This is a genomic window from Lapillicoccus sp., assembly GCF_039935575.1.
GTDB lineage: Bacteria > Actinomycetota > Actinomycetes > Actinomycetales > Dermatophilaceae > Lapillicoccus.
The window spans coordinates 13,122-37,481 of the sequence record NZ_JBDTKA010000060.1; the positions used below are offsets into that span (position 1 = coordinate 13,122).

Sequence of the window (24,360 nt, forward strand, 5' to 3'; positions counted from 1 at the left end):
GGCATGACTACCCGCCAGATCGGAACCGTCAGTGTCTCCCCCATCGGCCTCGGGGGGATGCCCATGTCCATCGAGGGCCGGCCCGACCGCGCACGCTCGGTGGCCACGATCCACGCCGCCCTGGACGCGGGCGTGACGCTCATCGACACCGCTGACGCCTACCACCTGCACGCCGATGACGTCGGCCACAACGAGTCGCTCATCGCCGAGGCTCTCGCTTCGTGGAGCGGCGACTCCAGCGAGGTGCTGGTCGCCACCAAGGGCGGACACCTGCGCCCGGGTGACGGGTCCTGGACGATCGACAGCTCGCCAGCGCACCTGCGAGAGGCCTGCGACGCCTCACTCAAGCGCCTCGGCGTCGAGGCGATCGGGCTGTACCAGCTGCACCGACCCGACACCAACGTCCCCTACGCCGAGTCGGTCGGGGCCATTGGTGAGCTGCTCGACGCAGGCAAGATCCGGATGGCGGGCATCTCCAACGCGAACCCCGACCAGATCCGCCTCGCTCAGAAGGTCCTCGACGGCCGTCTGGTCAGCGTGCAGAACCAGTACTCGCCGGCCTACCGCAGCTCGACCCCCGAGCTGGAGCTCTGCGCCGAGCTGGGCATCGCCTTCCTGCCCTGGTCACCGTTGGGCGGGATCTCCAAGGCGAGCGACCTCGGGTCGCGGTTCGCGCCCTTCCAGCAGGTCGCCGACGAGCGGGACGTGAGCCCGCAACAGGTCACGCTCGCCTGGATGCTAGCGACCGCCCCGGTCGTCGTCCCGATCCCGGGCTCGTCGAGGCCGGAGACGATCCGTGACTCGGTCGCCGCAGCCGACCTCGTTCTCACCGACGACGAGATGGCCCGGCTGAACGCCACCGACTGACCGACCTTGTCGTTCCTGGAGTCTGCGCGTCTCCCAGCGCACGCGGGCGGGTGATATCGGTCGGAAGTCCGGCCGATAATCACCCGTCTCCAGACTGACGGCGTCGTGCCACCCTTGACCTGAGCACGCAGGCTGGTCAGGCTGGACCCGCGACGCGCCGCCCGCGTGAGCGCACCCACCGATGGAGGTGGCGATGACCGACGTTGCTGGCTCGTCGCCGGCTCCGAGCCTGTCGCTGCCCCCGGCCCGGCACCCCTCCGGGGCCTCGGCGCCACGTGCGAGGGACCGGGCGCGGCGGTGCGCGGCCGTGACAACCACTGTCGTCGTGATGGCCGTCGGAGTCGGGTGCCTGCTCTGGTCGCGGCGGACGGACCCACCACCGTCCGTGGTCGAGTCGCACGCCATCGGCACACCACTCACCGAACAGATCGTCGGCTTCTGGAAGGGCGTCGACGGCGCCGTCCCGGATGCCGTGGTGTTCCGCCCCGACGGCAGCGTGGTCCCCGTCGTCGGGGCGGACCAGCTGCTATCCCCCGCGCGCTCGGACGGGGGGACCTACCGGGTGGACGGGGACACGCTGGTGGTGTCCCACGGTGTGCTGACGAGAGCGGGGTGCGACGGCACGTTCACGGTCCGTCGCCTGGCCGAGGGGTGGATCCGGTTGACGCAGGTGCCCTCCGGTCCCTGCACGCCGACCGACCTGTTGCCGCCGTTCACACTGCTGCGACTGTCCCCCGTCTCACGCGGTGGTCTCGCCCACCCCGGCCCGCCACCGAGCAGCAGCGAGCCGGTCGTGACCACGAACCCGCTGCACGGGGCATGGGTGCTCCAGGGCTCGGGCCTCGTCCTTGTCGTCGGGCGAACCGCGGCTCCTCCGCCGGTGTCCTTCCGTCTCGACGCGGGCGGCACGGTCGACACTGCCCCGCAGGACCAAGGCGACCTCACGGTCACGAGACCGGGCCGGGTCGTCCTGCACAGCGACACATCGCCCACGACGCCGTCCTGCGGCGACACGGTGCTGGGCGCGGTGGAGGCCGGGTCCTACGCGTTCACCGCCCAGGTCCTGGCCGACCCGTGTCACCACTTCGCCGGGCAGGCGACATTGAGCTGGACGTTGGTCGAATGAGCGACCAGACGCAGCGCCTGGCCCGCCTTTTCGACGCGGTGGCAGACACCTACGACCAGGTCGGTGTGGACTTCTTCGGCCCGATCGCCGCCGGACTCGTCGACGAGCTGAACCCGCAACCCGGTGAGCGCGCGTTCGACCTGGGCTGTGGCCGAGGCGCCGTGCTGCTCCCCGTCGCCCGTCGGGTCGGTTCACGCGGGTCGGTGGTCGGCGCCGACCTTTCGTCTCGCATGGTCGAGCACTGCCGTGACCTGGTGGCGGCCGACGGCCTCTCCAACGTCGAGGTGATTCTGCTCGACGCCCAGCACCCGGATGCGACGTCGCTGGGGTCGCCCGCTGACCTTGTCTCTTCCTCGCTCGTCGTGTTCTTCCTGCCCGACCCGGCCAGCGCCCTGGCGCAATGGCGGGACCTGCTCGTCCCTGGTGGGCGGCTCGGCATCACGACATTCGGGGAGCAGGACCCGGCGTGGTCCCGGGTCGACGACGTGTTCGACCCCTACCTGCCGCCGCAGCAGCTCGACGCGCGGACCAGCGGGGCGTCCGGCCCGTTCGGCTCGGACGCCGGCGTCGAACAACTCCTCGGGGACGCCGGGTTCGTCGACCTGCGCACCGTGACACGTCGAGTCGAGGTGCGGTTCGACGACGCCGGCCACTGGTATGCGTTCTCGATGTCGGTGGGCCAGCGGGCCTTCTGGATGTCGGTCCCGGAGGGCCGGCGCAGTGACGTCCGGGCGGAGGCGAGCCGACGCATACAGGCCGCTGCTGATGCCGACGGGTCGGTGACGTTCTGGCAGGACGTGCGCTACACCCTCGGCCAACGCCCTTGACTCAGCACGGTGTTCGAAGTCAGGCGGTCGACGCCGCGAGCTGACCGCAGGCGCCGTCGATGTCCTGGCCGCGGGTGTCGCGGATCGTTGTCGGGATGCCCGCGGCTCTCAGCCGCTCGACGAACTGCTGCTCGACACCCGGCCGCGACGCGGTCCACTTCGAGCCGGGGGTCGGGTTGAGCGGGATCGGGTTGACGTGCACCCAGCCGCGGCCGAGCTTGTTGAGCTTGCGCCCCAACAGGTCTGCACGCCACGACTGGTCGTTGATGTCGCGGATCAGCGCGTACTCGATGGACACCCGGCGCTTGGTCGTCTCGAAGTAGCGGCGTGCCGCCTCGAGCGCCTCGTCTACCGACCACCGCGTGTTGATGGGCACCAGCTCGTTGCGCAGCTCGTCGTCAGGAGCGTGTAGCGACAGCGCCAACGTGACGGGTATGCCTTCCGTCGCAAGCTTGTCGATGGCCGGCACCAGGCCGACGGTCGACATGACGATCCCGCGAGCCGACATCCCCAGCCCGTCCGGTGCGGGGTCGGTGAGCCGCCGGATCGCGCCGATCGCGGCTCGGTAGTTGGCCAGCGCCTCGCCCATCCCCATGAACACGACGTTCGAGACGCGCAGCGGAGCGGTGCGCTCCTCGTCCGCCCCGGTGCCCAGCTCGCCCCGGCGCAGCATGCGGGCGGCGTGCACCACCTGCTCGACGATCTCCGCGGTCGACATGTTGCGCGTCAGACCCGCCTGTCCGGTCGCGCAGAACGGGCAGTTCATCCCGCAGCCAGCCTGGCTGGAGATGCAGATCGTGACCCGGTTGGGATAGCGCATCAACACCGACTCGACGATGGCCCCGTCGTGCAGGCGCCAGGCCGACTTCATGGTCGCACCGTCGTCGGCGGTGCGCTGGACGATTGGCGTGAGCAGCGTCGGGAGCAGGTCGCGTACCAAGTCGTCGCGGATTGCCTCGGGCAGGTCGGTCATCTCGTCGGGTGAGTCGACCAACCGCTCGAAGTAGTGCGTGGACAGCTGCTTTGCGCGGAACCCCTTGTGTCCCAATGACTCCACGGCCGCCTTCCGCTCGTCCGGAGCGAGGTCGGCGAGGTGACGCGGCGGCTTCCCACGGCGTGGGGGGGCAAAATTCAGCTGACCCGGACGGGGGGCAGCAACGGTCGGCTCAGGCAGCGGTATGCCGGTGGCGGGCTGGTCGGACATGAGGGAGACAGTCTCTCAGCCCGGCGGCTCGATCGACGAACCGCAAGCGCCGGACTCAGGCCTGGTGGAGCAGCTGACAGAACCGCAGACGGGGTGATCACACCGCCGGTGGTTCCCTCATCCGTTCCGTCATCAAAACGACGCCGAGGGTCACCCGCCACCGACCGGGACGAGCACGACGAGCAGCGCCCAGACCACTGGCGCCGTCATCACCAATGAGTCGAGCCGGTCCATCAGACCCCCATGGCCGGGGAGGATGTTGGACATATCCTTGATCCCGAGGTCGCGCTTGATCGTGGACTCGATGAGGTCGCCCGCCGTCGCGGCGACCGCGGCCACCGCACCAACCAGCGCACCGACCCACCAGGAGCCGTGGAGGGGAAAGTGCACGCACACGGCACCGACGATCATGCAGGCGACGACCGAACCGGCGAAACCCTCCCACGACTTCTTGGGGCTGATGGTCGGCGCCAGCGGGTGGCGTCCTGCAAGGACACCGACGGCATACCCACCGATGTCACTCGCCACGGTGAGCGCGACGTAGGTGAACAGTCGCCACGAACCGTCCGAGGGGGCGAGCAGCAGAGAGCTGAAGCTGGCGAGCAACGACGGGTACGCCGCGACGACTGCCCCACCCATGACGTCTCGCGCCGCTCCGGTGACTCCGTCGGCGACCCGCCAGACGAGGATGGCGAGGCAGGTGAGGGCGAAGCAGACCGTGAGCGCCTGTCCGCCGCCGACATAGGCCGCCGCGACCATGCTCACGCAGCCGACCAGGCTCGGGACGACCGGGACGTTGAACCCACCGGCCTCGAGTGCACGGCACAGCTCCCAGACCCCAACGCATACACACGCGGTGGCCAGGACGACGAACGACCACTTCGGCACGACGAACAGCGTGATGATGACCGCCGCGCCCAGGCTCGCGCCGACACTGACGGCCGCCGGCAGGTTGCGGCCCGCACGGGAGACCTTGACCGACTGCGCCTCCGTCGTGACCGGAGCGACGAGCCCGTCGCCGGTCTCGGCGCCGTCTTTCGGCCGGGACGCTGGGTCGGTCATCCGTCGGTCATCTCCCGATCACTGCGGTGGGGCGGGGCGCGCGGGGTCGTCAGACCTCGAGCAGCTCGCCCTCCTTGCTCTTGAGCAGCGTGTCTACGGAGTCGACGTAGCGCTTGGTCAGGCCGTCCAGGTCCTTCTCACCGCGGGTGCCGTCATCCTCGCCGACGTCACCGTCCTTGACGAGCTTGTCGAGGTCGGTCTTTGCCTTGCGGCGGACGTTGCGGATCGAGACGCGTGCCTCCTCGGCCTTGGAGTGCGCGAGCTTGATGTAGTCGCGGCGACGCTCCTCGGTGAGCACGGGCAGGACGCACCGGATGATGTTGCCGTCGTTGCTCGGGTTGACGCCGATGTCGGAGTCGCGCAACGCCTTCTCGATCTCGTGCATCGACGACTTGTCGAAGGGGCTGATCAGGATGGTCCGCGCCTCGGGGGTCTGGAACGACGCCAGCTGCTGCAGGGGGGTCGGCGCGCCGTAGTAGTCGACGAGGATCTTGTTGAACATCGCGGGGGTCGCCCGTCCGGTCCGGATGCTGCCGAAGTCCTCCTTGGCGACCTCGACGGCCTTCTCCATCTTCTCCTCGGCTTCGAAGAGAGTCTCGTCAATCATGGTTTCCGCCGCTTTCTCGTAGGCGTGCCGACGCTCGGGCCACTCGCTCAGCTCGGGGTGACGAGCGTGCCGATCCTCTCACCTTGCAGGGCACGGGTGATGTTCCCCTCGCCCTCCATGCCGAAGACGACCATGGGCAGCTTGTTGTCGTGGCAGAGGCCGAACGCAGCATGGTCGACGACCCGCAGCCCGCGCTGCAACGCCTCGTCGAAGGTCAAGGTGTCGAGCTTCTTCGCCTCGGGGTGCAGCCGGGGGTCGGCGTCGTAGACCCCGTCGACGCCACTTTTGCTCATCAGGACGACGTCGCACTTGATCTCCAGGGCGCGTTGGGCACTCACCGTGTCGGTGGAGAAGTAGGGCATCCCCGCACCCGCCCCGAAGATCACCACCCGGCCCTTCTCGAGGTGCCGGATGGCCCGACGGGGGATGTAGGGCTCGGCCACCTGACCCATGGTGATGGCGGTCTGCACGCGCGTCTCGATCCCGGCTTTCTCCAGGAAGTCCTGCAGGGCCAAGCAGTTCATGACCGTGCCGAGCATGCCCATGTAATCGGCCCGGGTCCGGTCCATGCCGCGCGCCTGCATCTCGGCGCCACGGAAGAAGTTGCCGCCGCCGATGACGATGGCCACCTGCATACCGCCGTTGACCGCCACAGCGATCTGTTCGGCGATCTCCTTGACGACGGCTGGGTCGAGACCGATCCGTCCACCGCCGAAGACCTCTCCGGACAGCTTGAGCAGGACCCGGCGAAAGGTCGGGGCCGGGGCGTCGAACGTCACGCGGAACCTCCAGGAAGACACGGTGCGTCACGGATCCTGTCACATCCCTTCGAACCAGCGTCAGTGGACGGGGACGAGGAACTGTGTCGCGGCGAGCTCCCGGTAGAGCAGGTCGTTCCCGAGGAGCTCCGCGTGCGTGCCGACGGCGCGGACCCCGCCGGCCTCCATCACGATGATCCGATCGGCCAGCATGACGGTGGACAGCCGGTGGGCGACGACCAGGACGGTGGTGGTGGCGGCGGCGTCGGCGACCGTGTCACGCAGGGCTGCCTCGTTGACCGCGTCGAGCTGGGAGGTCGCCTCGTCGAGCAGCAGCAGGCGGGGTCGGCGCAGCAGGGCGCGGCCGATGGCGACGCGCTGTCGCTCCCCGCCGGACAGCTTCATCCCGCGATGTCCGACGGTGGTGTCGAGACCGTCGGGAAGGTTGCTGACCATGGCGAGCAGCCGGGTGGTCCGCAGCACCTGCTGGAGGCTCTCCTCGGTGGCGTCGGGCGCACCGAACAGCAGGTTCTCCCGCAGCGTGCCGGACAGGACGGGCGCATCCTGCTCGACGTAGCCGATCGACGCGCGCAGCTGCGCGACCGGCCAGTCGCGCACGTCGATGCCGTCGACGAGGATGCGGCCGCCGTCCGGTTCGTAGAAACGTTCGATGAGCGAGAACACCGTGCTCTTGCCAGCCCCGGACGGGCCGACGAAGGCGGACATCCCGCCCGGAGGAACCGCGAAGCTGACCCCGTCGTGCACGACCGGCAGACCGGCGTCGTACCGGAACCGCACCCGGTCGAAGCTGATGGCGACCGGCATACTGCCGGGCTGGGGCAGCTCGGCCGTCGGCCCAGCAGACTCGACGCACTCCACGGGCAGAGCTTCGGCCTCCTGGATCCGGGCGACCGCGGCGGCGCCGACGTGGTACTGCGTGACCGCTCCCGCGAGCTGGTTGACCGGCGAGATCAGGAAGAACACGTAGAGCAGGAACGCGACCAGCGTCCCCACCGTGATGGTGCCGGCCGCAACGCGGGCGCCTCCCACGGTCAGCACCGCGATGAAGGCCACCTGGATGGCCAGGCCCGCGGTGTTGCCGGCGATCGCCCCCCACTTCGCGGCGCGGACGCTCGCCCGCCACGCCTCCGTGGCAGCAGCGTCCAGCCGCTCCCCCTCTCGCGTCTCAGCGCCCGAGGCCTTGACCGTGCGGAACGCGCCGAACATCCGCTCCAGCGCCGCGCCCATCGCGCCGACCGACTCCTGCGCGCGTCGGGACGCCTGGTTGATCCGGGGCACCAGGACGCCGATCACGACGACCGCAACCCCCAGAGCTGCGAGCGTCACCGCGAGCATGACGAGGTCCAGCAGGGCCATCAGAACCACCGTCGCCGCGAGCGTCAGAACCCCGGTGACTCCTCCGACCAGAGAGTCGATCGTCACCTCGCGAAGCAGCGTGGTGTCGGCGGTGACTCGAGACATCAGGTCGCCGGGCTCGTGCCGCTCCACAGCCGAGAGGCGCAGTCGCAGCAGTCGCGAGAGGAGGCGCCGACGGGCCGCGAGAACCACCGACTCGGCGGTGCGGCGCAGGACGTATCCGCCGAGCGCGCCGAGGGCCGCGTTGACCACCACGAGCACCGACATCAGTGCGACGAGGCCCTTCACGGGTCCGTCGCCGCCCAGGTTGCCGATCAGCTCTCGCACGACGAGCGGGAGCCCGAGGCCACTGGCCGCCGTGGCCACGCTCAGCAGGCCTCCGACCAGGAGCATCCGCCAGTGCGGGCGGGCATAGGACAGCAGCACGCGCCACGTCGGCGCCGGCGACGAGGTATGCGCGGCAGTCGCCTGGGAGTCCACCGCGTCAGCCTACGATCGCCCGCCCGGACCGGCTCATCGCGGGCCTACGATCACTTCCGTCAGAGCAGCTCGACGGCGCGCCGCTCCACCTCGAGGCCTCGGCTGTAGCGGTCCATGAACGAGTCGAAACCCTCCACCTCGCTCGCGTCCGCGGTGATCGTCTCGAAAGAGCCGCCGTGGAACACCTTCCGCGCGAGGTACTCGCCGAGCGTCTCGTGATCGCGCCCGTCCCGCTGCTCACGAAGGTATGCGGCCAGCAGCGCCATCCCCCACGGACCGCCCTCACCCGCCGACTCCCCCACCGAGACGGGAGTGTCGAGGGCCGCGGCCAAGACGCGTTGACCGACACCTGCGGTGGTGAAGAAGCCACCGTGCGCGTAGAGGTTGCGCGGGCGGACGTCCTCGGCACGCAGGACGTCCATGCCCATGCGCAGCGCCCCGAGGGTCGCATACAGATGGGTTCGGACGAAGTTGGCCAGGGTGAACCGGCTGCCCGGCGAACGGACGACAAGTGGTCGCCCCTCCTCGAGCGAGGCGATGGGTTCGCCGGAGAGATAGTTGTAGGCCAGGAGTCCGCCGCCGTCCGGATCCCCGGACATGGCCGCGGTGTAGAGCAGCTGGAAGACGCGGCCGCTGTCCACCTCGACGCCGAGAGCGGTGGCGAACTCCCCGAAGACCGCGACCCACGCGTCGAGGTCACCCGTGCCGTTGTTGCAGTGCACCATGGCCACGAGATCGCCCGACGGTGTCGTCACCAGGTCCACCTCCCGGTGCATCCCGCGCAGCGGGCGCTCGAGGACGACCATGGCGAAGATGCTCGTACCGGCGCTGACGTTTCCGGTGCCGACGTCCACCGTGTTGGTGGCCACCATGCCCGTGCCCGCGTCGCCCTCGGGAGGGCACAGGGGCGCGCCGGGCTCGAGTGCCCCGCTCGGGTCGAGCAGCAGGGCTCCTGATGCGGTCAGCGTCCCCGCGTCCTGGCCGGCGGACAGCACGGTCGGGACGATCTGCGACAAACGCCACGGATAGCGCCGGTCCGCGATCAGCTCGTCGAACCGCGCCACGAGGGTCTCGTCGAACTGCCCCGTCGTCGAGTCGATGGGGAACATGCCGCTCGCGTCTCCGACGCCCACCACCTGCTGACCGGTCAGCCGCCAGTGGACATACCCCGCCAGCGTGGTGATGTGGGCGAGGCGTGAGAGGTGTTCCTCGTCGTCGAGGATCGCCTGGTAGAGGTGAGCCACGCTCCACCGATGGGGGATGTTCTGGCCGAACAGGTCGGTCAGGGCTCGGCTCGCAGCGTCGGTGTTCGTGTTGCGCCAGGTACGGAACGGCACCAGCAGCTCGCCGGCGGCGTCGAACGCCAGGTACCCGTGCATCATGGCTGAGCAGCCCATCGCCCCGACCGACGTGAGGGGGACGTCGTAGCGGTCGTAGACGTCGCGGGCCAGGTCGGCGTAGCAGCGTTGGACTCCCTCGGTCACGCTGTCGAGGTCGTAGGTCCACAGGCGGTCGACGAGCTGGTTGGTCCAGGAGTGGCTCCCCGTCGCGAGGGGCATGCTGGTCGGCCCGATCAGCGCGGCCTTGATGCGGGTGGAGCCCAGCTCGATCCCGAGGGCGGTCTCGCCTGCGACGATGGCCTTCCGTGACTGCGAGACGTCGTCGTCGTTCAGGTGCGGCATGACGTGGGTACCTATCCCTGTGTCGATGGATGTGTCGATGGATGCGTCGATGGATGCGTCGATGGATGTCTCGACGGCGGTGGCGCTGTGCTCGACCGGAGCATCAGGTCTGGCTCGATCAACGTCACCTCCATGCCGAAGTGGCCTTCGGCGGACAAGATGTCGAGCAGGAGCGCCATCCCGGCCCGTCCCAGCTCGTTGAAGTCCTGGCGCACGGTCGTCAGGGCGGGTGAGAAGTAGGCCGACTCGGGGATGTCGTCGAAGCCCACGACGCTCAGGTCGGCCGGTGCGGACAGGCCGCGCTCGTAGAGCAGGTGGAGGATCCCCAGCGCCATCTGGTCGTTGCCGGCGAACACCGCGGTCGGCGGACGGTCAGCCGCGAGCATCTGGTGCCCCGCGGCATACCCCGAGGCCGCCGACCAGTCGCCGTGGACCAACGGCGGTGAGGGCGCTGACCGGCTGGCGAGCGCCTCGCGCCAACCTCGCTCGCGTTCTCGAGACTCGAACCAGTCCTGAGGACCGGCAACGTGCCAGACCGTCTCGTGGCCGAGGTCCAACAGGTGGGTCGTAGCGAGAAAAGCACCAGTCCGTTGGTCGACGGTGACGGCGGGAATCCGTGCCGACCCGGTGCCCTGGACGGCCACCACGGGCAGCTGTGGCCTGGTCTCGGCGAGCGCGTCCGCCGCCGACAGGTGGGGCACGATCGCGATGACCCCGTCGATGGAACGCTGCACGAAGGCGTCGATCGCGTCGGTCATCGAGGTCCGGTCGAGCTTCGGCAAGGTGGCGATGGTCACGCCATAACCGCGTTGGCGGGCGGCACGTTCGATGCCGAGGAGGGCGGCGCCGGGGCCGTACTGGCTGGTGTCGAGCGTGATGACGCCGATAGTGCCCGAACGACCGCTGACCAAGGCGCGGGCGGCGATGTTGGGGGTGTACCGCAGCTGTCGCATCGCCTTGTTCACCCGTTCGCGGGTGGCGGGGTTCACCGCACCGTTGCCGGTCACTACCCGCGACACCGTCATCGGCGACACCTGAGCGAGTCGGGCGACGTCGGACATGGTCGGACGGGTCTCGGCGGTCATCGAACCTGTCGGCTATCCGGTCGTCGTCAGGCGGATGGCGCACCAAGAGATCGGCGGAAGGTCCGCCTGCAACGCGCCATCGACGACTCGGGCCGACTCGAGGGCCACGGGCGCGACCCGGTCGGGCTCGTCCTTGGTGTTGGTGAGATAGGGGTCTCCGCCGCCGAGGACCCAGCTCTCGGCCACCTGCAGGTCGCCGAACCCGGTCAGGGCGGTGGCTAGCGTCAAGGTCTGCTCGGTGTTGCGGTTGAGGGCGAACACCGTGACGTCGCCGGTCTTTTCGTCGTATGTCGCTGCCGCGTCGAGCTGGGGCACCTCACCGTAACGCGACGTCACGTAGGTGTCGCAGTGCGGTTCGACGCGGAGCACCACGCCCTGGGCGAGCCGCGACGTAATGGCGAACGGGTGGAAGATGGTCTGCCGCCAGGAGGGGCCGTCGGCCTCGGTCATCACCGGTGCGATGACGTTGACCAGCTGGGCAAGGCAGGCGACGCCGACGCGGTCGCTGTGTCGCAGCAACGAGATCAGCAACCCACCGACGACCACGGCGTCGGCGACGTTGTAAACGTCCTCGATGAGCGGCTTCGCGGCGATCCAGTCATCGCCGGGGCCCTCGTTAGTGAAACGCGACTGGTACCAGACGTTCCACTCGTCGAACGAGATGTTGATCTTCTTGGGGCTCTTCAGCCGGGCGCCGACGCTGTCGGCGGTGGCTACGACACTGTCGATGAAATGGTCCATGTCGACACCGGAGGCGAGGAAGCTGCCGAGGTCGCCGTCGAGGGGCTCGTAGTACGCATGGGCGGAGATGTAGTCGACCTGGTCGTAGGTCAGCTCGAGCACCTCGGCCTCCCAGGCGCCGAAGGTGGGCATCTCCGAACCGGAGCTGCCGCAGGCGACCAGCTCGAGATCGGGCTCGGCGCTGCGCAGCGCTCGGGCCACCTCGGCGGCCAGGCGGCCGTACTCGTGCGCCGTCTTGTGACCCGTCTGCCAGGGACCGTCCATCTCGTTGCCCAGGCAGAAGAGCCTGACGCCGTAGGGGGTGTCCGACCCATTGGTCCGGCGCAGGTCCGACAGCGCAGTGCCCTTCTCGTGGTTGATGTACTCGTGCGCGTCGAGTGCCTCCTCGATCCCGCGGGTGCCGAGGTTGAAGGAGTACATGACCTCCACGTCGGCGCGCTTGGCCCAGCGGGCGAACTCGTCGATGCCCACGGCGTTGGTCTCCAGGGTGTGCCACGCGAGGTCGCGGCGCACGGGACGTTCGGCGGCGGGGCCGATGCCGTCCTCCCAGCGGTAGCCGGAAACGAAGTTGCCGCCGGGATAGCGGATCACGGACACCCCCAGCTCGCGGACCAGGTCGAGCACATCGCCCCGGAACCCGTCGGCGTCGGCGGTGGGGTGACCCGGCTCGTAGATCCCGGTATAGACGCACCGCCCCATGTGTTCGACGAACGAGCCGAAGATGCGCCTCCGCACCGGGGCGACGACAAAGGCGGGGTCGAGGTGCAGTGCAGCCGAGCCGGTCATGAACGGGGCCTTCTCTGGTGAGGAGCGCGGCTGGGCACCCAACCGACTTTCGTTGGTGACGATAACACCAGCCACGCATGCCGAGCTTTCCGGCGCTTTAGCCACGTGACAACCTCTCTAGCGCTACACTTGTTAACGCAATCAGGCAGCGATAGGACGTGGCGGATATGGACCTCAACACCGGGGTCAGGGGGTGAGCTCAGAGCTGTCGAACTTCGGTCCTAGGGTTCGAGGTGAGGTCCAGCGCGCGCGTGACGAGGTCTGCGCGCTGCACGCCGAGCTGGCGAGATGGGAGCTCGTGGTGTGGACTGCGGGCAACGTCTCCCAACGAGTGCCCGGTGCAGACCTGTTCGTGATCAAGCCGTCTGGCGTCTCCTACGACGCGTTGACACCTGACGCGATGGTGGTGTGTGACCTCGACGGCCACCTCGTCGACGGCGACTACCTCCCCTCGTCCGACACGGCGGCGCACGCCTACGTCTACGCGCACCTGCCGCGCGTAGGCGGCGTGGTGCATACCCATTCCACGTACGCCACCGCCTGGGCTGCGCGCGGCGAGGAGATCCCGTGTGTCCTGACGATGATGGCCGACGAGTTCGGAGGTCCGGTGCCCGTCGGTCCGTTTGCGATCATCGGTGACGACTCGATCGGTCGGGGGATCGTCGAGACCCTGGCCAGATCGCGCAGTCCCGCGGTGCTGATGCGCAACCACGGTCCGTTCACCATCGGTCCAGACGGTCGGGCAGCCGTCAAGGCAGCAGCCTTGGTGGAGGAGGTTGCGCGGACGGTGCACATCGCCCGGCAGCTCGGCGAGCCGCAGCCGATCGCCCAGGCCGATATCGACGCGCTCTACGACAGATACCAGAATGCGTACGGCCAAGCCCCCAGCGGCGATTGTTGATCTTCTCGCCACGCGGGGGGGCGCCGTAGGGATGCGGGGAAGTTGAGCCCGAGTCAGTCAAGCCCGCTCATCTGGCGAAGCACGAGTCCGGTGCGCAGCTTGGGTGTGAAGTACGTCGACTTCGGCGGCATGAGCACTCCGTGGTCGGCCGTGCGTCTGATCTCCGCTACGGAGACCGGCCGGATCAGCACGGCGGCGCTGGCACGACCATCACGGACGGCGGCGACCACCTCGGGCAGCCCGTGCTGGTAGGCAACCTCGGCCCCGGAACCGGCCAGCGCCTGCTCGAGCCAGACCCCGTCGAGGGCTCGTATGCCGTCGAAGACACCCGGTCGCGGGAGCAGCCAGCCCCAGCCGTCCGGGCGCAGCACCACGAGCCGGCCGTCGTTGTCCATCTTGCTCAACACGTCGGGACGAAGCGTGTCCAGCCCGGCTCCGGTCGGCTGATACGAGAACCAGCGGTCGAGCAACCTGGTCAGGTCGGCGGCGGTCACCACGGTGTAGAGCCGGTGGATGGCCTCGACGCTGAGCTGGTCGGCAGCCAGCTCGCCGACGAAAGCCAGGGTCAGCTCGGCCTGCGTGTCGTTGCGGCCCGTGGCAGCGCGCACCTCGTCGCGGTACTGGCGGGCGACCGCATACCGGTGGTGGCCGTCGGCGATCAGCGCCGGCCCGGAGCCGACCGCCTCTCGGATGAGCCCGATCCGCTGCGGATCCACGACCCTCTCCACGCGGTGCTCGACACCGTCGACAGTGCAGGCACCCACCGGCTCGCCGGATTCGGCGAGGAGGTCGGACAGTCCCGCGTAGGCATGGAGGCACCACACCGGAGAGAGGTTGGCTTCGGTGGCCCGCGTCAGCTCCAGGCGGTCGGTCGAGGCCTTGGGGGTGGTCCGTTCGTGGGCGAGGACGCCACGCGAGCCCTCGTCGACCACCTCGAGCGCACCGATCACCCCGCTCAGCTCTCGCGGCTGGCCGGTGGCGTCCGTGAACCTGCGGCGGTAGATGGAGAAGGAGGGGAGATGGTCGGTGACCAACGTCCCGTCGGCGACCCAGTCGAGCAGGCTCGCCGCGGCCACGTCGTACCGGTTGTCCCCGCCCTGCGGGACGTCGACGCGCACGATGTTGTGCCGGGCGCGAGCGGCTAGCACCTCGACGTCACGGTCCGAAAGCACGTCATAGGGCGGTGCGGTCACTGCGGCGAGGTCCATCGCTGGGGAGTAGCGGGTCGCCCGAAAGGGTTCGAAGGCCGGCACAGTGGCCTAGCCTCCCAGGCACGAGGCCGGCCGGCCACCCTTGCTGGCGGCCGGTCGCCCGGGTCGCCCGACCCACACCTGTGGTCGCCGGGCCGGTGTGGTGCACGATGAAGGCCATGGCGACGGAGTCGGGATACACGACGCAGCTGCTGACCGAGGAGACCTGGGACGACTTTGCCGCGCTCGTCGAGGCGAACAACGGCGTGTGGGGCGGTTGCTGGTGCATGGGTTTTCACCCGGAGGGCGTCGGCGCGGGTCGTGGCGCGGCGGGCAACCGCTCCGGCAAACAGGCTCACGTGCGCAAGGGCACAGTGCACCAGATGCTCGTGTACCACGGCGGGGACTGCGTGGGTTGGTGCCAGTTCGGTTCTCCCGCCGAGCTGCCCTCCATCAAGAACCTCAAGGTCTACGAGAGAGAGCTCGTCGAACTGCCGCACTGGCGGATCGGCTGCATCTTCACCGGGAAGGGTCATCGTCGGCACGGAGTCGCCCGAGCCGCGCTGACCGGTGCCTTGGGCGCGATCGAGAAGTCAGGGGGCGGGGTGGTCGAGGCATACCCCGAGCAGGTCACGGATCGCGACCCTCAGCAGGGCGCCTACCTCCACACCGGTCCCGAGAACCTGTTCGAAGAGCTCGGTTTCGAACGCGATCGGAAGATCGCCAAGTGGCGTTGGGTGATGCGGCTGCAGCTGACGGCCTCGAAAGACTGAGTATGCCGGCCACCCGTGTGGGGCGACCGGCATACGGGGTGCGTGGTGGACCGTGGTGTCAGGACCCGACGCGGAACCGGGCGAAGGCCTGAGCCTCGGCCTGGGCGTCCTTGAGCACCTGGCCCACCGACTTCTTCGGGTCCTTGGCGAAGGCCTGCTCCACGAGCACGTTCTCCTTGAAGTAGCCGTTGACCCGGCCCTCGACGATCCGCGAGAGGGCGGCCTCGGGCTTGCCCTCCTGCTTGGCCGTCGCCTCGGCGATGCGACGCTCGTTCTCGACCGTGTCGGCCGGGATCTCGTCGCGTGTCAACGCGGTCGGGGAGAACGCGGCGACGTGCATGGCGACGTCACGCGCGACCTGGTCGTCGCCACCGGCGATCGCGACGAGGACGCCGATCTGAGCAGGCAGGTCGGGGCTGGTCTTGTGCAGGTACGCCGCGACGTTGCCGCTCTCGGGGGCAAGTCGGGCCACCCGCTTGACCTCGATCTTCTCGCCGATGGTCGCGTTGGCGCCGTCGATGAGCTCCTGCACGGTCTGGCCGTCGGCCAGGGTGCTCCTCAGCAGGGTGTCGGCGTCCGCTGCGCTGCTGTCGATGGCCTGCTGGAGCACCTGCTCGGAGAGCGCGATGAACGGCGCACTCTTGGCGACGAAGTCGGTCTCGCACAAAATCTCGACGAGCGTGCCGACGCCGTTCTCGGCCTTGGCGGCGACCAGGCCGTTGGAGGTCGTGCGACCTTCGCGTTTGGTCACACCTTTCTGACCCTTGGTCCGCAAAATCTCGGTGGCCTTGACGTGGTCGCCGTCGGCCTCGTCGAGGGCCTTCTTGACGTCGAGCATGCCGGCGCCGGTCTGCTGACGCAGCGTCTTGATGTCAGCGGTGGTGTAGTTCGCCATGTCTGTCGCTGTCTCTCGCATTTCTGACTGAGGTGGTGGGTGGTTCTGACGCCTGGAACGCGCCGGGCACGACGATGCCCGGCCGGAGCGCAGTCCGCGAGGACGACGAGCCGGCCGGGGACGTCGTTCAGGCGTTGGCGGGCTGGTCGCTCGCTTCGCTGACCTCGCTCGGGTTGGCGTCCGGCGCGGCGACCGTGGCGCCGGGCTGGACATCCTCGGCGTCGACCTGCTCGCCGGCCGTCTCGGCGACCTCCTGCGCGATGTCGGCGTCGGGCGTGACCTCGGGGGCCTGCTCCGGAGCGACCACTACTGCCGTGTCGGTCGCTGTGTCGGTGTCGGTCGTCGTGTCGGTCGCAGTGTCAGTGTCAGTGTCCGTCGTCGTGTCGGCGACGGCCTCGGGCGCGGCCGTCGCCGCGGGGGCGACGACACCGGCGTCGGCAGCAGCGGCCTCGGCGTAGAGCTCACGTTCCCACTCGGCCAGCGGCTCCTCGGCTCCGACGGCCTCGTCGCTACCGGACGCCCGGCCACCGGCGCGGGCGATCAGGCCCTCGGCGACAGCGTCGGCGATGACCCGGGTGAGCAGCGTGACGGAGCGGATCGCGTCGTCGTTGCCCGGGATCTTGTAGTCGACCTCGTCGGGGTCGCAGTTCGTGTCGAGGATCGCGATGACCGGCAGGCCGAGCTTGCGGGCCTCGTCGACGGCGAGGTGCTCCTTCTTGGTGTCGACGATCCACACGGCCGACGGGACGCGCTGCATGGTGCGGATGCCGCCCAGCGTCTTCTCGAGCTTGATCCGCTCGCGGCTCATGATGAGCAGCTCCTTCTTGGTACGGCCGGAGCTCGCTTCGTCGGCGCTGATCTCCTCGAGCTCCTTCAGGCGGGTCAGCCGCTTGGAGATCGTGTTGAAGTTGGTGAGCATGCCACCGAGCCAGCGGTGGTTGACGTAGGGCATCCCGACGCGGGTCGCCTGCTCGGCGATGGGCTCCTGGGCCTGCTTCTTGGTGCCCACGAACAGGATCGAGCCGCCATGGGACACGGTCTCCTTGACGAACTCGTACGCGTTGTTGATGTACGTCAGCGACTGCTGCAGGTCGATGATGTAGATGCCGTTGCGCTCGGTCATGATGAAGCGCTTCATCTTGGGGTTCCAGCGACGGGTCTGGTGCCCGAAGTGGACGCCGCTGTCGAGGAGCTGGCGCATGGTGACGACGGCCATGCCGTGGTCCTCCTAAAGATCGTTGGGTCGGTTTCGTCGGTGAGCTCCCCCGAAGGGGCCACCTGCCTGGCGCCTGACGAGCACCCATACCGGACCTCGCAGCTCAGTGACTGCTCGGCGTACCGGACCACACCGGGTGCACCGGCCCCGCCTCGTGAGAGAACTCGGAGGTGGGAGAAGGCGCGCGAATTCGGTCCCCAGGGGTGGAGACCGTGCTCCCATGGTAAGCCGCGCCACCCGTCACACGGAAATCGCCTATCGTGCACCCCGACCGCCCCGCCACCCGATGGAGCCTGACCAAAGCATGAGTGCATGACCGCATGGCTGACGGCGGCCCCGTGGTTCGTCCTCGTGGTGGCGATCGTCCTGGTGCCCGGACTGGCAATCGCGTATGCCGCGGGGCTGCGCGGTCCCGCGGGCTGGGGGGTCGCCCCCGCGCTCGGGATGACCTCACTCACGCTCGGGACGGTGCTGGCGCCGTTCCTCGGGCTGGTCTGGACCCCCTGGTACGTCGTGCCGGCGGCGCTGATCGGGGTCCTGGTGGCGCTCGCCACTCGGTGGTGGTCTAGGCCACGAGCGCTCCCGTCAGGGGCGTCGGACGCCAGGGGTCACCCCCGCGCCGACCCGACGCGTACCCGCTGGACCGCCCTCGCGGGCGCCGCGGTCGGCACCGTCACCGTCCTTGTGGCTGCAGTTCCCGGTATGGGTTCGCCGGGCGAGCTGGTCGACAGCACCGACGTCGTGGCGCACCTGAACCGGATCCGCCAGTACCTGTCGGACGGCAACCTCTCGTCGCTGGGGTCCGGGGGCAAGGTGGGCTACCCGAGCGGGTTCCACGACGTCGCCGTGACTGCCGCGCAGCTGGTTCCCCACCTGGCCGCAGGCGACGGCATCGTCACGGCCGCAAACCTCACTGCCCTCGCGGCCGCGGCCGTCGTCTGGCCCCTGGGCCTCGTCGCCCTCGCTCGGCTGTCGTTCGGACGGTCGTCGGTGGTGCTGCTCTCGGCCGGACTGGTCGCTGGCGCGCTGACGACGTTTCCCTACCTCCTCATGGGATGGGGAGTGTTGTGGCCCAACCTGTTTGCCACCGCCCTGCTGCCCGGCGTGCTCGGCCCGGCACTGGTAGCGGTCGGAGTCGTCGGGCCCGTCGCGGGCCTGAACCGGCGAGGTGCCGTCGCCGTCACCATCGCCGCCCTGCCCGGGCTCACCCTCACCCACCCGAACGCGCTGGTCTCCCTCGTCATGCTCGTCGTTCTCGCGTTCGGCACCCGGCTGCTCCTGCTGGTACGACTGGTGCAGAGAGGCTCGGGCGTCGGGCGGCAGCGTGCCGCTGCGCTGTTGGCCACGCTCGTGATCGTCGTCGTGACGGGCCTGCTGGCCGCGCCGCGACTCTCCCGCCAGGTAGCGGACACGGCGAGCTACGACTGGGGGGCGTCCGAGCCGTTCGGTGAGAGCCTGCGCGACGTGGCGCTGCTGGGGCTGCAGGTCGACAGGATGCCCTGGGGTCTGCTGGTCTTCATCGCCCTCGGTGTCGTGGTGTGCGCCCGCGTCGTCCGGCTGCGATGGGTGCTGGTCGGGTGGGTCACCTGCATCCTGTTGTTCCTCGTAGCGGCCACCGGACGCCCCGGGTGGGGGGCGATCATCACGGGCTACTGGTACAACGACAAGGTCCGCTTGGCCGCACTCGCGGCGGTTCCGACAGCGTTGCTGGCCGTCGCCGGCACCCAGTGGTCGGCCCGGCTCGTCGAACGCGCGCTGACGACGTTCTCTCCCCCGGCCAGGAGAACCACCCGGCAGCCGAGGGCGACGCGAGCGACCGCGGTGGGCGCCGCACTCGTCCTGCTCCTGCTGGTCACCGGCGGGGCGAACCACGACAAGGCCTACTACCTCGTCGACCGGTACTACCATCCGCCCGAGGTCACGCATCGGCTGCTCTCTCCCACCGAGGTGGCCCAGCTCAGACGTCTGGCCGCCCTCATCCCGCCGGGTGTCGTCACCACCGACGTCCCGGCCAACGGGTCCGCGTTCCTCTACGCGTTCTTCGACCGACCGGTCCTGTTCGACTCGCTGCTGCTGGACCCCGATCCCGACAGCGCCCTGATCGGCCTGCACCTGAAGGAGGCGGCGACCAACACGCAGGTGTGTGACGCGTTGCGCCGCAAGAATGTCCAGTACGCCGTCACCGGGGCTGTGCGGTACTGGCTGAGCCTCAGCGACCGGACGTCGGGAATGGCCGCCCTGGGCGGGGTGGACGGGTTCGAACAGGTGGGTGCCGCAGGGCGCTACCGGCTCTACCGCATACGGGCGTGCGGGTTCGACCCGTCCTGGCTGCCAGCGAGGTCCTGAGGCTGGGGGCGGCTGCCACGGCATACGGTGGCTGCATGCCTGACACCGTGGACGGTCCGTTGCTGATCGAGCGGATGCGCGGGTTCGGGACGACGATCTTCGCGGAGATGTCGGCGCTCGCGGCGAGCACCGGTGCGATCAACCTCGGTCAGGGGTTCCCGGACACCGACGGCCCGGCGGAGCTGCTCGACGCCGCGGTAGCCGCGATCCGAGGAGGGCGCAACCAGTACCCACCCGGGCCGGGGGTGCCCGAGCTGCTGCAGGCGGTCGCCCGGCACCAGAAGCGGTTCTACGGCATCGAGCTCGACCCGGCGAACCAGGTCCTGGTCACCGCCGGCGCGACCGAGGGCATCGCCGCCGTGGTCCTCGCTCTCTGCGAACCCGGCGACGAGGTCGTCACGTTCGAGCCCTACTACGACTCGTATGCCGCCACGATCGCCTTGGCGGGTGCGGTGCGACGGACCTCGGTGCTGCGCTTCCCCGACTTCGCGGTGGACGAGGCGTCCCTGCGGTCGGCATTCTCGTCACGAACCCGGCTGGTGCTGCTGAACAGCCCGCACAACCCCACCGGCAAGGTCTTCACGCGCGCCGAGCTCGACCTCGTCTGCGCGCTGGCCCGCGAGCACAACGCCTGGGTGGTCACCGACGAGGTCTACGAGCACCTGGTCTTCGACGGCGTCGAGCACATCCCCGTGGCCACACTCCCCGGCATGGCGGAGCACACGATCTCGATCTCCTCGTCCGGCAAGACGTTCTCCGCGACGGGCTGGAAGGTCGGCTGGGTGACGGGGCCGGCGCGTGCGGTTGCTGCGGCCCGAACTGTCAAGCAGTTCCTCACCTACGTCGCCTCCGGACCGTTCCAACCGGCCGTGGCGCTGGCCCTCGGCCTCGGCGACGAGGTGTATGCCGGTCTGGCCAGGTCGCTCCAGGGCAAGCGGGACCTGCTCTGCCAGGGCCTGTCGGACGCCGGGCTGACGGTGTCGCGGCCGGCGGGGACGTACTTCGTCGTGGCCGACGCGGCCCCGCTAGGCGCGCTGGACGGCCTGCAGTTCTGTCGGGAGCTGCCTCGCCTGTGTGGCGTCGTCGGGGTTCCCGTGTCGGTGTTCCACGACGACGTGGACGCCGCCCGCACGCTGATCCGGTTCGCGTTCTGCAAGCGGGACGAGGTGCTCGTCGAAGCGGCCCGCCGGCTGCGGGAGCTGGGAACCGCCGGCTGGACACCAACTGACCGGGTCTGACGACGGCGGTCCCGGAGCTGGGGTGACGTGGGGTTTGTCCACACCCCTGGCCCCGATCGCCCCGTCGTCCACAGGGCCGGCCGCTGCGCTTGGTGCCCGTTCCGGCTGTGACGAGGCTGCACCCATGACTCAGTCGCACCGGCCCAGGCGCACCACGAACCCGCTCGCGCTGCTGGTCATCGGCTGCGTGTCCGCGATCATGCTGATCCTGGCGCCGACCCCGAGGGCCGCGGCGCGACCCGTCGACCCGGGTCGTGAGGTCGCCGACAATACGCAGCTCCCGGTCCTCAGCACGGCGCCAGCCGAGGTCCTGCCTTTCGGTGTCGTGGCCCCGGCTGGCCGCCTCTGGGTCTGGCCGCTGGCCGGGCAGCCGACGGTGGTCCACCCGTTCGACCCACCCCTGGCCCGTTGGTTGACCGGTCACCGAGGCGTCGACCTGTCCGCGTCGGTCGGCGACGCCGTGATGGCGCCCGTGTCCGGCAGAGTCACGTTCGCCGGGACGATCGCCGGGCGCGGGGTCGTGGTGGTCAGTACGACCGCGGGATTACGGGCGACCCTCGAGCCCGTCGAGCCCCAGGTGGCCGTCGGTGACGTGGTGGTGCGGGGCCAGGAGATCGGGACGCTGGGCGCGCAGGCCGGCCACTGCACTCCGGGGACGTGCGTGCACTGGGGAGTGCTGCGCGGCGACACCTACCTCGACCCACTGGCCCTGCTCGGTCTCAGACCGGTGGTACTGCTGCCGTTGGACGGGCCGTGACCAAGCGGTCTGGTCGAGTCAGGTCGGTCGGTCGAGGAGACGGTCTCGCCAGACCCGCGCGGCCCGCCAGTCGCTGACGGTCAGGTCCTGTCAGGTCCGGTGAGGTCCCGGCCCGGTCCGGTCAGGCCTGGTGCGGCCACGGCCAGGCCACGCATCCCTCGAGGCTCTTGGTCTGCTGGACCATGATCGGCGCGCGATGTCCGGGTCCGGGGCAATGGGTGTGCTGGTAGCCGAGCCCGTGGCCGACCTCGTGGCCGACCAGGTACGCACGGTATGAGGTGAGGTCGATGCCGTAGGTGACGGCGCCGGTGACCCAACGGGTGAGGTTGAGGACGGCGCGGGACCCGTTCCAGCAGGACACCTGGTCGGTGGTGACATCGAGCGGTGCGCAGAGCCGCTGCGTCGCGGCAGGACTGGCCAACGTCACGCGGATGTCGACGTGGGCGCCGGCGGCACGGTCGGCGATGCTCAGGGGGACGAACCTGATGTCGTCCTGGGTCTGCCACCCGCGGGAGTCGGTGAGCACCGCGTGCACGACCTCGGCGAACTCATCGCGGGACTGCGGAAGCCCGTCCTCGACGTCCACCCCGTAGGTGACCGTGCGACCGGTCGACTTCACGGGGCCGTCAGGGATCTCGATCGGCGTGAAGGTGCCAGCCCCGCTCTGGAGCACCGAGGTGGACGCGGGGACCGGTGCCGAGACCCCGATCGACGGAGCGCTGGACGGCGCTGTCGCGGTTCCCGTCGTCTGTGCTGTCGCCCCTGCTGAGGAAGGTGCCGCAGGCGTTGTCGTGGTGATCGGCGGACCAGGCAGGTCACCGTCGGCCGTCCTGCCCTGCACCACGTCGTCGGCCGGTTCGCCCTGGTCCAGCGCGGCCGGGCCCTGAGCGGTCAACGCTCCCACGGTCGCCCCGGAGGCCAGGATCGTCGCCGGGTCCTCGTGCCATCTGGCGATGACTGTGCCGGCGAGCAGGACGGTCAAGGCGACGACCGCGGTCCGTCGCAGCCGGGCGTTGCGACGGCGACGACGGCGAACCCGGTCAGGGACGGTGCGCTCGCGGCCGTCCTTCGAGTCGCGGCGGCGCAGCTCGACCCGTCCGGAAGCCGGCCACGTAGTCTCGGCCCGTTCTGGGCGACTGCGCCACCCGGCCTGCGATGCGTCCGGCTCGAGTGCCTGTCGCCTGGCGCCTAGTCCCAGATCCGACGTCGAACGGTCGACCGACGTGGATGCGGACGAGGACGACGTGCGCTCTTCCGGCCCCGGACGGTCGGCGCCCGGCGGGGAGAGATGGGTGTCCAGGGTCGACATGGTCTCCGCTCGAGTGCGTGTGGCGCCTGTCAGTATCGTCCCCAGGTCACGAGTCAAGGGGGACGCTGGCCGGTGGCTCGCCCGGCGTGTTCCGCCGCCGGTCACGCTCTCGGGTGTGCCTGCTCGTAGGAGCGCCTCAGCCGGTCGATGGAGACGTGCGTGTAGATCTGGGTCGTCGCGAGACTCGCGTGTCCGAGCAGCTCCTGGACCATCCGCAGGTCTGCGCCCCCTTCGAGCAGATGGGTAGCGGCACTGTGTCGCAACCCGTGCGGGCCTAGATCTGGCGCGCCCGGCACCTGCGCGAGCATCCGGTGAACGAGGGTACGGACCTGGCGGGGGTCGACACGTCTGCCCCGGTTGCCGAGGAACAACGCCGGACCGCTGTCGGACGTCGCGAGCTCGCTCCGACGAGAGAGCCAGCCATCTAGGGCCCGGCGGGCCGGCAGCCCGAACGGCACCATGCGTTCCTTGTCGCCTTTGCCGACCACCCGGACCAGGTCGACGGCGCGGTCCACGTCGTCGACGTCGAGGGCGGTGAGCTCCCCGACCCGGATCCCACTGGCATACAGCAGCTCGAGCACGGCTCGGTCGCGAACGTGCCCGGGGTCGCCGTCATCCGCCGCTACCGCCGCTGTGTCGAGCAGGCGCTCTGCCTCGCCCTGGCGCAGCACACCTGGCAACGACCCTGACCGGCGTGGCGCCACCAGTCGCAGCGACGGGTCAGCGCTCGTGTGACCCGTGCGTGTAGTCCAGCGGAAGAACGTGCGAGCGCCAGCGGCCCGTCGTGCCACCGTGGACCGGGCCGCGCCAGCAGTCGACTGCGCCGCGAGCCAGGCCCGCAGGTCCGCGAGCCTGAGCGCCTCGACGTCGTCGACGCCGCGGTCGGCAGCGAACTCCAGCAGGGCGGCCACATCGGACCCGTAGGCACGCAGGGTGTGCTCGGAGCGCCCACGTTCCGAGCGCAGGTGCCGCACAAAAGCCGCCACCAGCTCCGAGCGCTCGTCCGACGTCCCCACCCGCCCCACGGTCCCAGACGAAACGTCGTCCGCCTAGAACCAACAGCCGAGCCGCGGCCGAGCCGCGAGCGCGCCACGACCGAGCGCGAGCGAGCACGAGCGAGCACGACCGAGCAC

Annotated in this window: 21 protein-coding genes; 8 read left to right on the forward strand and 13 right to left on the reverse strand. The window is 69.7% G+C overall.

Going from position 1 to position 24,360, the window contains the following annotated elements:
* Positions 1-3: 3 nt before the first annotated feature.
* From ABI385_RS07160 to ABI385_RS07170, 3 genes are all read left to right on the forward strand, one after another.
* Entirely contained in the window at positions 4-867 is an 864-nt protein-coding gene (locus ABI385_RS07160; RefSeq protein WP_348103056.1) for an aldo/keto reductase, read from the forward strand.
* Between the two features lie 307 nt (positions 868-1,174).
* Positions 1,175-1,993, forward strand: a complete 819-nt coding sequence (locus tag ABI385_RS07165) for a hypothetical protein (RefSeq protein ID WP_348103057.1) — start codon at positions 1,175-1,177, stop codon at positions 1,991-1,993.
* Positions 1,990-2,820 (forward strand): methyltransferase domain-containing protein, encoded by an 831-nt coding sequence (locus ABI385_RS07170; protein ID WP_348103058.1) that lies wholly within the window; start codon positions 1,990-1,992, stop codon positions 2,818-2,820. The genes ABI385_RS07165 and ABI385_RS07170 overlap by 4 nt, the downstream gene beginning before the upstream one ends.
* A gap of 19 nt (positions 2,821-2,839) precedes the next feature.
* Here the strand turns inward: ABI385_RS07170 and rlmN are convergent, their stop codons facing one another.
* From rlmN to ABI385_RS07210, 8 genes are all read right to left on the reverse strand, one after another.
* Complete coding sequence (rlmN, locus tag ABI385_RS07175) at positions 2,840-4,024, reverse strand: 23S rRNA (adenine(2503)-C(2))-methyltransferase RlmN (protein ID WP_348103059.1); 1,185 nt, start codon at positions 4,022-4,024, stop codon at positions 2,840-2,842.
* Between the two features lie 150 nt (positions 4,025-4,174).
* Positions 4,175-5,086, reverse strand: a complete 912-nt coding sequence (locus ABI385_RS07180; protein WP_348103060.1) for a phosphatidate cytidylyltransferase — start codon at positions 5,084-5,086, stop codon at positions 4,175-4,177.
* 49 nt (positions 5,087-5,135) lie between these two features.
* Positions 5,136-5,693 carry a ribosome recycling factor gene (frr, locus tag ABI385_RS07185; RefSeq protein WP_348103061.1) on the reverse strand — a complete coding sequence of 186 codons (558 nt, stop codon included), beginning with the start codon at positions 5,691-5,693 and terminating at the stop codon, positions 5,136-5,138.
* A 47-nt stretch (positions 5,694-5,740) separates the two neighbouring features.
* The gene (gene pyrH / locus ABI385_RS07190) at positions 5,741-6,472 is read right to left on the reverse strand and encodes a UMP kinase (RefSeq protein WP_348103062.1); all 732 of its coding nucleotides are present in this window, start codon (positions 6,470-6,472) and stop codon (positions 5,741-5,743) included.
* Between the two features lie 60 nt (positions 6,473-6,532).
* Positions 6,533-8,308: an ABC transporter ATP-binding protein gene (locus ABI385_RS07195; protein WP_348103063.1), complete on the reverse strand. Its 1,776-nt coding sequence runs from the start codon at positions 8,306-8,308 to the stop codon at positions 6,533-6,535.
* 59 nt (positions 8,309-8,367) lie between these two features.
* Positions 8,368-9,990: an FGGY-family carbohydrate kinase gene (locus ABI385_RS07200; RefSeq protein ID WP_348103064.1), complete on the reverse strand. Its 1,623-nt coding sequence runs from the start codon at positions 9,988-9,990 to the stop codon at positions 8,368-8,370.
* Between the two features lie 11 nt (positions 9,991-10,001).
* Positions 10,002-11,075 (reverse strand): LacI family DNA-binding transcriptional regulator, encoded by a 1,074-nt coding sequence (locus ABI385_RS07205; RefSeq protein ID WP_348103065.1) that lies wholly within the window; start codon positions 11,073-11,075, stop codon positions 10,002-10,004.
* Positions 11,076-11,087: 12 nt separating this feature from the next.
* Positions 11,088-12,602 carry an alpha-N-arabinofuranosidase gene (locus tag ABI385_RS07210; protein WP_348103094.1) on the reverse strand — a complete coding sequence of 505 codons (1,515 nt, stop codon included), beginning with the start codon at positions 12,600-12,602 and terminating at the stop codon, positions 11,088-11,090.
* Between the two features lie 205 nt (positions 12,603-12,807).
* Here ABI385_RS07210 and ABI385_RS07215 point away from each other — a divergent pair, with 205 nt between their 5' ends.
* Entirely contained in the window at positions 12,808-13,503 is a 696-nt protein-coding gene (locus ABI385_RS07215; protein ID WP_407068239.1) for an L-ribulose-5-phosphate 4-epimerase, read from the forward strand.
* A 53-nt stretch (positions 13,504-13,556) separates the two neighbouring features.
* On the opposite strand, the gene ABI385_RS07220 is transcribed toward ABI385_RS07215, so the two are convergent.
* Entirely contained in the window at positions 13,557-14,756 is a 1,200-nt protein-coding gene (locus ABI385_RS07220; RefSeq protein ID WP_348103067.1) for a DUF1015 domain-containing protein, read from the reverse strand.
* 116 nt (positions 14,757-14,872) lie between these two features.
* On the opposite strand from ABI385_RS07220, the gene ABI385_RS07225 reads away from it, so the two are divergent.
* Positions 14,873-15,466, forward strand: a complete 594-nt coding sequence (locus ABI385_RS07225; protein WP_348103068.1) for a GNAT family N-acetyltransferase — start codon at positions 14,873-14,875, stop codon at positions 15,464-15,466.
* A 58-nt stretch (positions 15,467-15,524) separates the two neighbouring features.
* Here the strand turns inward: ABI385_RS07225 and tsf are convergent, their stop codons facing one another.
* On the reverse strand, positions 15,525-16,361 hold the full coding sequence (gene tsf, locus ABI385_RS07230; protein ID WP_348103069.1) for a translation elongation factor Ts: 837 nt from the start codon (positions 16,359-16,361) through the stop codon (positions 15,525-15,527).
* Between the two features lie 127 nt (positions 16,362-16,488).
* The gene (rpsB, locus tag ABI385_RS07235; protein WP_348103070.1) at positions 16,489-17,577 is read right to left on the reverse strand and encodes a 30S ribosomal protein S2; all 1,089 of its coding nucleotides are present in this window, start codon (positions 17,575-17,577) and stop codon (positions 16,489-16,491) included.
* A 312-nt stretch (positions 17,578-17,889) separates the two neighbouring features.
* On the opposite strand from rpsB, the gene ABI385_RS07240 reads away from it, so the two are divergent.
* The 3 genes from ABI385_RS07240 (at position 17,890) to ABI385_RS07250 (ending at position 21,918) form a co-directional block, all read left to right on the forward strand.
* Positions 17,890-19,923 carry a DUF6541 family protein gene (locus ABI385_RS07240; RefSeq protein ID WP_348103071.1) on the forward strand — a complete coding sequence of 678 codons (2,034 nt, stop codon included), beginning with the start codon at positions 17,890-17,892 and terminating at the stop codon, positions 19,921-19,923.
* Positions 19,924-19,958: 35 nt separating this feature from the next.
* Entirely contained in the window at positions 19,959-21,161 is a 1,203-nt protein-coding gene (locus ABI385_RS07245; RefSeq protein ID WP_348103072.1) for a pyridoxal phosphate-dependent aminotransferase, read from the forward strand.
* A 124-nt stretch (positions 21,162-21,285) separates the two neighbouring features.
* Positions 21,286-21,918: a peptidoglycan DD-metalloendopeptidase family protein gene (locus ABI385_RS07250; RefSeq protein WP_348103073.1), complete on the forward strand. Its 633-nt coding sequence runs from the start codon at positions 21,286-21,288 to the stop codon at positions 21,916-21,918.
* 121 nt (positions 21,919-22,039) lie between these two features.
* Here the strand turns inward: ABI385_RS07250 and ABI385_RS07255 are convergent, their stop codons facing one another.
* Both ABI385_RS07255 and ABI385_RS07260 read right to left on the reverse strand, forming a co-directional pair.
* A complete protein-coding gene (locus ABI385_RS07255; protein WP_348103074.1) occupies positions 22,040-23,227 on the reverse strand; it encodes a DUF3152 domain-containing protein in 1,188 nt (395 codons plus the stop codon).
* A 101-nt stretch (positions 23,228-23,328) separates the two neighbouring features.
* On the reverse strand, positions 23,329-24,243 hold the full coding sequence (locus ABI385_RS07260) for a tyrosine recombinase XerC (protein WP_348103075.1): 915 nt from the start codon (positions 24,241-24,243) through the stop codon (positions 23,329-23,331).
* Between the last annotated feature and the right edge of the window lie 117 nt (positions 24,244-24,360).